At 65.3% G+C, this 10007-nt stretch carries 5 protein-coding genes and 3 tRNA genes; 3 read left to right on the top strand and 5 right to left on the bottom strand.

The genetic code is table 11. The features are described from left to right. Position 1: 1 nt before the first annotated feature. The 5 genes from tuf to AC13F7_RS16940 all read right to left on the bottom strand — a co-directional run bounded on the left by tuf (position 2) and on the right by AC13F7_RS16940 (position 2702). Positions 2-1192, bottom strand: coding sequence for an elongation factor Tu (gene tuf, locus AC13F7_RS16960; protein WP_481474659.1), 1191 nt, complete (start codon positions 1190-1192; stop codon positions 2-4). 41 nt (positions 1193-1233) lie between these two features. Continuing rightward, positions 1234-1309 (bottom strand) — tRNA-Thr (locus AC13F7_RS16955). Between the two features lie 47 nt (positions 1310-1356). Next, positions 1357-1430, bottom strand: a tRNA-Gly gene (locus tag AC13F7_RS16950). Positions 1431-1458: 28 nt separating this feature from the next. After that, positions 1459-1544: transfer RNA gene (locus AC13F7_RS16945), tRNA-Tyr, on the bottom strand. Positions 1545-1682: 138 nt separating this feature from the next. Beyond that, positions 1683-2702: an isoaspartyl peptidase/L-asparaginase family protein gene (locus AC13F7_RS16940; protein ID WP_483002310.1), complete on the bottom strand. Its 1020-nt coding sequence runs from the start codon at positions 2700-2702 to the stop codon at positions 1683-1685. A 258-nt stretch (positions 2703-2960) separates the two neighbouring features. Between AC13F7_RS16940 and AC13F7_RS16935 the strand changes: the two genes are divergently transcribed. From AC13F7_RS16935 to AC13F7_RS16925, 3 genes are all read left to right on the top strand, one after another. Beyond that, on the top strand, positions 2961-5708 hold the full coding sequence (locus AC13F7_RS16935) for a TonB-dependent receptor plug domain-containing protein (RefSeq protein ID WP_483002308.1): 2748 nt from the start codon (positions 2961-2963) through the stop codon (positions 5706-5708). 153 nt (positions 5709-5861) lie between these two features. Further along, positions 5862-8717: a response regulator gene (locus AC13F7_RS16930; RefSeq protein WP_483002306.1), complete on the top strand. Its 2856-nt coding sequence runs from the start codon at positions 5862-5864 to the stop codon at positions 8715-8717. Beyond that, on the top strand, positions 8714-9952 hold the full coding sequence (locus AC13F7_RS16925) for an EAL domain-containing response regulator (protein WP_483002304.1): 1239 nt from the start codon (positions 8714-8716) through the stop codon (positions 9950-9952). The genes AC13F7_RS16930 and AC13F7_RS16925 overlap by 4 nt, the downstream gene beginning before the upstream one ends. Positions 9953-10007: the final 55 nt, after the last annotated feature.

Genomic DNA, 10007 nt, shown 5'->3' with positions numbered 1-10007 from the left:
ATTACGCGATGATCTTGGAGACCACGCCGGCGCCGACGGTACGGCCGCCTTCGCGGATCGCGAAGCGCAGGCCTTCATCCATGGCGACCGGGTTGATCAGGGTGACAACCATCTTCACGTTGTCGCCCGGCATCACCATTTCCACACCTTCCGGCAGTTCGCAAGCGCCGGTGATGTCGGTGGTACGGAAGTAGAACTGCGGACGGTAGCCCTTGAAGAACGGGGTGTGACGGCCACCTTCGTCCTTGGACAGCACGTACACTTCGGCGTCGAAGGTGGTGTGCGGCTTGATCGAACCCGGCTTGGCCAGGACCTGGCCACGCTCGACGTCGTCACGCTTGGTGCCGCGCAGCAGCAGACCGGCGTTGTCGCCTGCCTGACCCTGGTCGAGCAGCTTGCGGAACATTTCCACGCCGGTGACGGTGGTCTTCTGGACCGGACGGATACCGACGATTTCGATTTCTTCGCCGACCTTGATCACGCCGCGCTCGATACGACCGGTCACGACGGTGCCGCGGCCCGAGATCGAGAACACGTCTTCGACCGGCATCAGGAAGGGCTTGTCGATGTCACGTTCCGGGGTCGGGATCCAGCTGTCGAGAGCCTCGACCAGCTTGATCACGGCCGGCACGCCGATGTCGCTCTGGTCGCCTTCCAGCGCCAGACGGGCCGAGCCCGCGATGATCGGGGTGTCGTCGCCCGGGAAGTCGTACTTGCTCAGCAGCTCGCGGACTTCCATCTCGACCAGTTCCAGCAGCTCGGCGTCATCGACCATGTCTGCCTTGTTCAGGAAGACGACGATGTACGGCACGCCGACCTGACGCGACAGCAGGATGTGCTCGCGGGTCTGCGGCATCGGGCCGTCAGCAGCCGAACAGACCAGGATCGCGCCGTCCATCTGGGCAGCACCGGTGATCATGTTCTTGACGTAGTCAGCATGGCCCGGGCAATCGACGTGGGCGTAATGACGTTCGGTGGATTCGTATTCGACGTGCGCGGTCGAGATCGTGATGCCACGCGCCTTTTCTTCCGGCGCGGCGTCGATCGCGGAGTAGTCCTTGAACTCGCCACCAAAGCGCTCGGCACCGATCTTGGTCAGTGCGGCGGTCAGCGTGGTCTTGCCGTGGTCAACGTGACCGATGGTGCCGACATTGACGTGCGGCTTGGTGCGCTCGAACTTACCCTTGGCCATGGCTGCTTATCTCGAAATCGTCTGAATTGGTAGCACTTAGATGGTGCTCACGAAAGGAATCGAACCTTCGACCTCCTCCTTACCAAGGAGGTGCTCTACCGACTGAGCTACGTGAGCGAGTTTTGTATTATGGCACGAATTTGAATACATTCAAACTCATTCAATGGAGCGGGAGACGGGGATCGAACCCGCACCATCAGCTTGGAAGGCTGAGGTTCTACCATTGAACTACTCCCGCATCGGAAGCTCTTGCCACAACATGAAACTGGTGGAGGGAGGTGGATTCGAACCACCGAAGGCGTAAGCCAGCAGATTTACAGTCTGCCCCCGTTGGCCGCTTGGGTATCCCTCCTTACCACCCTGTCCCGTGGCGCCGAAGCGTTTTCGGTGTGGGGTGGAAGAGCCGTGAATTTTGGGGATAAACGGGGGTTCTGTCAACAACCTTTTTGAATTTTTTCACACGAATCTTCAATTGCCTTGCCGGGACAGGCTATTGGCCTGGCAACGGCAGGGTTTCGCTGGCGAAGATCGCCACGTGTGGCACGCCATCGGCCCCGATCCAGCCGCGATACATGCCCTGCGTGTTGAACGGCGTCGCTGCGCGGCCGTCAGCGGAGAGCACGATCGCCCCGCCATCGCCGCCGAGTGCGGGAATGCGTTCGTTGATCACGGCACGCCCGGCTTCCACCGGCCCCTGCTTGAGGTACTGGATGCGTGCGCAGATATCGTGCGCGGCCGCCGTGCGGATGTAGTACTCACCCCAGCCCGTGCCCGACACGGCGCATCCCGCATCGGCATAGGTGCCCGCACCGATGATCGGTGAATCGCCGACGCGGCCGTAGCGTTTGTTGGTCATGCCACCCGTGGACGTGCCTGCCGCGAGTTTGCCGTCCTTGTCCAGTGCAACCGCGCCGACCGTACCGAAGTGGCGCGCCGTGTCCAGATCCGCGTGCGCCTGCCCACTGGCCTCTTCCTTCAGCGCTTTCTGCAGCTGCTGCCAGCGCTTGTCGGTGCGGAAGTAGGACGGGTCCACCAGGGTGATGCCCTGGCTGCTGGCAAAGGCCTCGGCGCCCTGCCCGACCATCATCACGTGCGGGGAATGCTGCATCACCGCTTCGGCAAGCAGGATCGGATTGCGCACGCGCTGCACGCCGGCCACCGCGCCGGCCTTCAGCGTGGCGCCATCCATCAACGACGCATCCAGTTCATTGCGCCCGTCATGAGTGAACACCGCCCCCTTGCCTGCATTGAAGGTGGGATCGTCCTCGAGCACGGTGATCGCCGCGGTGACTGCCTCCAGTGCCGGCTTGCCGGCGGTCAGCGCGGCATGCCCTTTCAACAACGCCTGCCGCAGGGCGGCACGCGCGGCGTTTTCCTCGGCTGGCGACAGGTTCCTGCGCTCCACCCCGGCACCGCCATGGATCACCAGCACCGGTTCGGCTGCCGCAGCGCTGGCAGCCAAGGGGATCGACAGACACAGCGAGAGCAACAGCGCGCTGGAACGGGACATGGGAAAGGCACTCCGAGGGGCGGCCGCCCATCATGGCGACGGCAGCGCACCATGGGTAGGGCGGGTGGAAGACCGGAAACCGTTGTGGTCGTTGACGAGGCTGAACAAAACGGGCCTGAAAGCGCTTCCACCCTTTGCCAGAGAAATTGGCAGTGGTCAACCCTGTGAAAAAGGCGTTAAATGCGCGCCATCCATTCGCGAAATGTGAATGGGGGACAGGTCTCCCTCGAGGCCGACACTTTCTTCTCGAGAATTCTCATGCGTAAACAGGCGATGGCGTGGTCGATCCAGCTGGCGTTGATGAGTGTGGCCGCAACTGCGGGTGCCCAGACGCCCGCCCCCGGGGTGCAGCAACTGGATACGGTGCAGGTCACTGGCTCGCGCATTCCGCGCGCGCAGGTGGAGGGCCCGGCCCCGGTCACCGTCATCACCGCCGAGCAGATCCAGGCCAGCGGCTTCACCAGCGTGCCGGACGTGCTGCGCTCGATGACCCAGAACGGCGGTGAGACCCAGAGCCAGCAGTCTTCCAGCGGCGCCGATTTCTCTCCCGGTGCACAGCAGGTCGACCTGCGCGGCCTTGGCCCCAACCACACCCTGGTGCTGGTCAACGGCCGCCGCATCGCCGATTTCCCGATGCCTTTCCAGGGACGCAGCAACTTCACCGACGTCTCCAACATCCCGATCGGGATGATCGAGCGCATCGAAGTACTGACCGGCAGCGCCTCGGCGATCTATGGTTCTGACGCGATCGCCGGCGTGGTCAACTTCATCCTGAAGAAGCAGGTGGACGGCACCACGGTCGACATGCGCATGGGCACCACCAGCGAAGGCGGCGGTGAGTCCTTCGACATGAGCATCGCCAGTGGTTTCGATGCGGGCCGCTTCAGCGCGGTCTACAGCCTGGAGCTGCAGTCGCAGACGCCGCTGTGGGCGTATGAGCGGAGCCAGCAGGATTCGACCCTCGACGCGCCGACCGAGAGCACCCGCGCCGCGCGGCGCGCCTACCTGCGCACCGACTACAACGACGACTATCTGGACCCGGGCGAGGCCACCTGTGATGCGCTGGCCGCCCAGAACAACGGCAGCACCCAGTACGCCGAACGAGCGCGCTACGGCTTCTACTGCGGCAGCGACCGCTCGATCGGCTACGGCACGATCCTGAGCAAACGCCGCGGCGCCAACGGCTACGCCTCGCTGCGCTATGCCTTCGACAACGGCGCGGAATGGTTTGCCGACGTGCAGATGGGCTACCACGACCTGGCGCTGATGCGCGATGTGACTCAGTGGGGCCGCATGGCCCCCGACGGCAATGAAGACGGCTACTTCTACAACCAGGCCACCGACCAGGTGGAGTTCTGGCAGCGCCAGTTCTCCCCCGAGGAGATGGGTGGGCTGAACAACGGCATGGTGCGCAGCACGCAGAAGACATTCAGCGTTACCACCGGCTTCAAGGGCGCGCTCGGTGCGGACTGGGAATACGAGGCCTCGCTGAGCCACTCGCAGTACCAGTCCAGCATCCGCTGGCCGCAGATCATCGCCGCCAAGGCCAACGCCCTGTTCCTGGGCGAGCAGCTGGGCGAGTACACCGATGACGATGACAACGTGTTCCCGGTGTTCAACGCCGATCCGGCGCGCCTGTACCGGCCGCTGAGCCGCAGCGGGTACGATTCGATCGCCGCGCGCACCACCTATACCCCGAAGTCGCGCACCGAGACCGCCGCACTGACCCTGACCAACGGCGAGCTGTTCGAGCTGCCGGGCGGCAAGGCCGGCTTTGCCGCGACGGCCGAGTTCGGCAATCAGTCCTATGCACTGAATCCGGACCCGCTGGCCACGCAGTACTACTACTACAGCTGGAAGGACTCGGACGGGCACGGCAGTCGCAACCGCTGGGCGACCGCGGCCGAGCTGCGCCTGCCGCTGCATGACACGTTCAACGTCAGCCTGGCCGGCCGCTTCGACCAGTACCGCTACTCGGGCAACACCATCGGCAAGGCGACCTGGAGCGGCGGCCTGGAGTGGCGCCCGATCGATACGCTGCTGGTGCGCGGCTCCTACGGCACCGCGTTCCGCGCGCCGGACCTGCACTACGTGTATGCCGGCCCGGGCAATGATGAAACCAGCGCCAATGATTACTACACCTGCGCAGTGGACGGCGGCGATGACTGCTCGGATTACGAGGAGAACCTGATCCGCACCCGCGAGGGCAACCGCCGGCTGGACCCGGAGACCAGCACCTCGTGGAGTGCTGGTTTTGTGTGGTCGCCGGCAGCGGGTCTGGACCTGTCGGTGGACTGGTTCGACATCGACATGCGCGACCAGGTGCAGGACATGGACGTGAGCACCATCCTGCGCGACGAAGCGGCCTGCCGCCTGGGCGACGCGGACGCGGCGTCGCCGACCTGCGTGGATGCCATCAGCCGGGTCACCCGCACCAGCGACGGCCGCCTGTATGGCGTGCACGTGAGCCCGATCAACATCGCGCGCGAAACGACCCGCGGCATCGATGTGGGGCTGCGCTACCGCCTGAGCACCGGGATCGGCGACTTCATCCTCAGTGGCAACCACACCTGGGTGAAGACGCATGATTTCCAGCAGTTTGAAGGCGATGTGATCGAGGACCAGTTCGCGATCAACAGCGGTTTCGACATTCCGCGCACCAAGACCAGCGCGAGCGTGACCTGGGAGAACGCGGGGTGGTCGGCCACGCTGTACGGCTCCCGCCTGGGCAAGCTGCCGACCTACGACAGTTACGACCAGAGCTTCGATCCGGACAGCGGCGACAGCCCGTGGATCGGCGCGACCTACCGCTACAACGTCTCGCTGCAGTACCGCTTCGATGATCATTCGCGCCTGTCGCTGTCGGTGGTCAACATCGCCAACAAGCTGCCGCCGAAGGATGCGACGTATACGCCGTATCCGTACTACGACGTGTCCTGGTTCGACACCGTGGGCCGGACGATCAATCTGCAGTACACCCATAAGTTTGGCGGTACGGCACTTTAATCCGCCGCCACCATCGCATCGCTGAGGGGCCCGCCATTGCGCGGGCCCGTTGGTTTTCACCCCGCTGAACAGACGTCATTCGCTCGCGCCTGGGCGCCCGGTTTTAGGGATCGGCTGATGGGCCTGCCCGCCTGCGCTTCCTAGCATGCGCCCATGCACCGTCTTCTGCCCCGACGCTCCTCTTTCGACGCCCCGGTGGTGGCGGCCAACGTATTGCTGCGTTGGCTGTCGCTTTGCGTGCTGTTCTGCCTGATCGGTACTGCGGGGTTCTACCTGCTGGCGCAGCTGAGCGATGACGTCTCGGTGCACCGCCGCGACATGAATGCCGCCGCCTACCGCGCGCAGCTGTACTTCGATCATCGCGAGGCGCTGTTGAACTATCTGGTGGATTCGGTGGTGGCGTCCTCGCCGTCGATGCCAGCATCCGCGCTGCCCCGTCCCGCCAACCGGGACGACAGCGAGGTCCAGCGCCTGCCGCTGGGAACGGGTTGTGATGGCCGCCAGCTCACTCTGCTGCTGTCCTCACGCGCCGAGCGGACGCTGGCCGAGTTCGGCGCACAGCTCATCCACGTCAGCGCCGATCCGGATGCGCCCCGTCAGTGGCTGCACGGCCAGCGCACCCCGGCAACGCCCCCGCCGGTCGAGCTGACGGCCTCCCTTCTTCGCGCACATGCCCGCCGTGCGATGCCTGGCACAAACGTTTACTGGCTGAGTTCAGACCAGCCAGGGGGCACCCTCTACCTGTTTCGGGCCGCCGACGAAGCATCCGATCCCACGAACTGGCTGGTGCTGGCGCTAGCGCCAGACGCTGTGGCAAGCATGGTCAATGGACACGGCATCGGCGATTTCCTCCTGCTCGACGGGCATAGCAAGCCAGTGCTCTCCAGCCGAGCCGACACCGGTCCACCCGCAACCTGGCTGTACGGCCAGCGCGACGATGCATTCGCCTTCGTCTGGGCGCGCGGGCTGCCGCAGGGGCTGGCACTGATCAAGAGCATCGGCCAGGACGGCTGGCGGCTTGTCTACCATGTTCCCTCCAGCCTGCTGCTGCGCGACATGGCAGGACACGCCGCAGTGTCGCTGCTGCTGTGCCTTGCCGCTGTCGGCGCGCTGCGGCTGCTCATCCGACGCATCGACCGCCAGCTGATCCAGCCGGCCCATCAGCAGCACCTGCAGCTGAAGGAGAGCTTCGACTTCGGCAGCACCGTGATCGAAATGGCGCCCGTTGGCATGTGCGTGCTGCGCTGCCACGACGCCCAGGTGATGCTGGAGAACCAGTTGGCCCGCGATTGGCTCGGGAGCGATACCCGCTCCGGCGATTGGACCGGCGCTTGGCGCAACGCAAGCGGTCGCGCCCTCTGTCGTACGCACCGGCGCGGAGTCGACTTCACGACCCGGGATGGACGGCAGTTGCAGGTACTGTTCGCGGCCACCCGTTACCACGGTGATGACGTACTGCTGTGCGTGTTCAACGACATCACGCGGCATCGCCAGATCCAGGCTGCACTGTCCGCCGCCAAACAAGCCGCCGATGAAGCCAGCCAGGCCAAGAGCGCTTTCGTCGCCACCATGAGCCATGAGATCCGCACACCGCTGTACGGGGTCCTCGGCACGCTGGAACTGCTTGGCAACACGCCGTTGGATTCACGCCAGGCGCAGTACCTCAAGACCATCCAGCAGTCATCATCCGTACTGTTGCAGCTGATCAGCGACATCCTGGATGTATCCAAGATCGAATCGGGCCAGCTGACCCTGGCCACCGCGGCGTTCTCGCCACTGGAACTGGCCGAAGACACGCTGCGTGCCTATGCCGCCGCCGCGGCGCGCAAGCAACTGCAGATCGTGGTCTGCACCGATCCGCGGCTGCCGGCCCAGGTGACCGGGGACGCCGACCGGATCCGCCAGGTACTGGGAAACCTGCTCAGCAATGCGATCAAGTTCACCGACAGCGGACGCATCGTATTGCGGGTCAGGCTGCTCGCCTGCGAAGGCGGCACCGCCACCGTGAGCTGGCAGGTCACCGACACCGGGATCGGTATCGCGGCCGCCGATCATCCCCGGCTGTTCGAGCCGTTCCGCCAGGCCGGCGGCCAGGGTCGCAACGATGGCACCGGACTGGGGTTGTCGATCAGCGACCACCTGGTGCGCCTGATGAACGGGGAAATGCGTCTGGTGAGCGAGCCCGGACTGGGAAGCAGCTTCACCGTGATCCTGCCGCTGGGCGTGCAGGAGGGCACCTCGATCAACGCCGCTGCCGTGGATGACGGCCCCGCACTGCTGCCGCACCCCCCGGTGTACGTGCGCTGTGCCATCACCGAACTCACCGATAGCGCCTGTCAATGGCTGCAGCGCTGGGGCGCCACGGCACGACGCTACAGCGACGACGCACCGGGTCCGATCGAACCGGGCGCGATCCTGCTTGACAGTGATCCGCGCGATGCCATTCCGGTCGAGTGGCCGGGCCCGCGCGTGGTCGCAACCGCCGACGGCGGCGACCCGGCCTGCGAGGATCCCATGCACCCGGACCAGCTGACGGTCACTCTGCTCAGCATCCGCGCCATCGCTGATGCCGTGTTCCGCCTGCAACACGGAAACCAGGTAACGGTCGCCACGTCGACACCGATCGTGTCTGCTCCGCTCGGACTGAGGGTGCTGGTTGCCGAAGACAATCCGATCAACCGACTGATCCTCAAGGAGCAGCTGGAGACCCTGGGATGCCACGTGGCGACCGCCTCCGACGGTCATGAGGCACTGGCCTGCTGCCGCGCCCAGCCCTTCGATGTGGTGTTGACCGACATCAACATGCCCGGCCTCGGCGGCCACGCGTTGACACGACACCTGCGCCAGCTGGGCTACGCGATGCCCGTGATCGGCGCAACCGCCAATGCCACCCCTGACGAGCGCGAGCGGTGCCTTGCCGAGGGCATGGATGACTACCTGGTGAAGCCGATCGATATCGCCACCCTCCGCCACGCGCTGGGCGGACTGACCGCAGGAGCCACGGCATGAGCCACAAACGTGTACTGATTCTCGAAGACCAGGCCTTCCAGCGCGGGTTCCTCGCCAACATGTTCAATGCTGCACCCGGCGTCACCGTGGATACCTCGGGCGATGCCGCCGACGCGGTGGAGCTGTGCCACTGGCAGCGCTACGACCTGGTGGTGACGGACCTGATGATGCCGGGCGTGGATGGCATCCAGTTCATCCAGGCGCTGGCCGCACAGGAGCACAGGCCGATGCTGGCGCTGGTCAGCTCGGTGTCGCAGCGGATGATGGCCTCGGCGCGGCTGATGGCCGAGTCGCTGGGCATCACCGTGCTCGGCATCCTGCCCAAGCCGGTCTCGCCGGCCGACGTGCGTGAGCTGCTGAGACAGCTGGACGACGCCCGCAGTGGGGAAGGCCGCGCGCACGGGCCGGCCGAGGTACCGATCAACGCAACCCGCGAACGCCTGCGCCGGGCGATCGATGACGGGGAGATCACCGCGTGGTTCCAGCCGAAGAAATCACTGGATTCCGGCCTGGTGGTGGCCGCCGAGGCGCTGGTGCGCTGGCGCCATCCCGAACACGGCACGCTGCAGGCTGGCCGCTTCCTGCCCCTGATCGAGCAGCACGGGCTCGAATCGGCGGTGCTGCGCCATATCCTCAAGGCCAGCATCCAGGCCCAGGCACGCTGGCGCGAGCAGGGATTCCGCATCCCGGTATCGATCAACCTGCCGCCTCACCTTCTGGAGCGCGGCAACCTGCCGGACGAACTGCTGGATCTGACGCTGCAACAGGGCGGCACACCGGCCGACCTGTGTTTCGAGCTGATGGAAAGCAGTACCACGCACCACGTCAGCGACTACTACGCCGGCGCGTGCCGCCTGCGCATGAAGGGCTTCGGGCTGGCCCAGGATGATTTTGGCCAGGGCTTGAGCACGGTACACAACCTGGTCAGCACGCCGTTCACCGAGGTCAAGATCGACGGTGCCCTGGTCCGTGGCTGCGCACGGGACCCCGCGTTGCACAGCGCGCTGGCGACGGTGATCGCGCTGGGCAGCAGATTGGGACTGAACATCGTCGCTGAAGGCGTGGAGACCGACGCCGAACTGGCCACGCTGCGCAAGCTGGGGTGCAACCAGGTCCAGGGCTTCCTGATTTCACGGGCGATCCCGGCCGAGACGTTCGGCGCGTTGCTGGACCAGGAAAAGGCGGCGCACCGGCATACTGAGCTGGGCCAGCCGGGTGCAATGGCCCCGCGCTGAGGCGGTGTCCGCCCGCATTCACCACGTCGTCAAACCCAGCTCCGCATGCTTGGCG

This window comes from Stenotrophomonas sp. K-6, from assembly GCF_056861555.1.
The sequence above is the reverse complement of the archived record's forward strand: the minus strand, read 5'-3'. Positions and strand labels throughout refer to the sequence as shown.

What these genes read in the sequence shown, in the direction of transcription:
- tuf (WP_481474659.1), bottom strand. Translation starts at nt 1,192, where the DNA reads ATGGCCAAGGGTAAGTTCGAGCGCACCAAGCCGCACGTCAATGTCGGC.
- AC13F7_RS16930 (WP_483002306.1), top strand. Translation starts at nt 5,862, where the DNA reads ATGCACCGTCTTCTGCCCCGACGCTCCTCTTTCGACGCCCCGGTGGTG.
- AC13F7_RS16940 (WP_483002310.1), bottom strand. Translation starts at nt 2,702, where the DNA reads ATGTCCCGTTCCAGCGCGCTGTTGCTCTCGCTGTGTCTGTCGATCCCC.
- AC13F7_RS16925 (WP_483002304.1), top strand. Translation starts at nt 8,714, where the DNA reads ATGAGCCACAAACGTGTACTGATTCTCGAAGACCAGGCCTTCCAGCGC.
- AC13F7_RS16935 (WP_483002308.1), top strand. Translation starts at nt 2,961, where the DNA reads ATGCGTAAACAGGCGATGGCGTGGTCGATCCAGCTGGCGTTGATGAGT.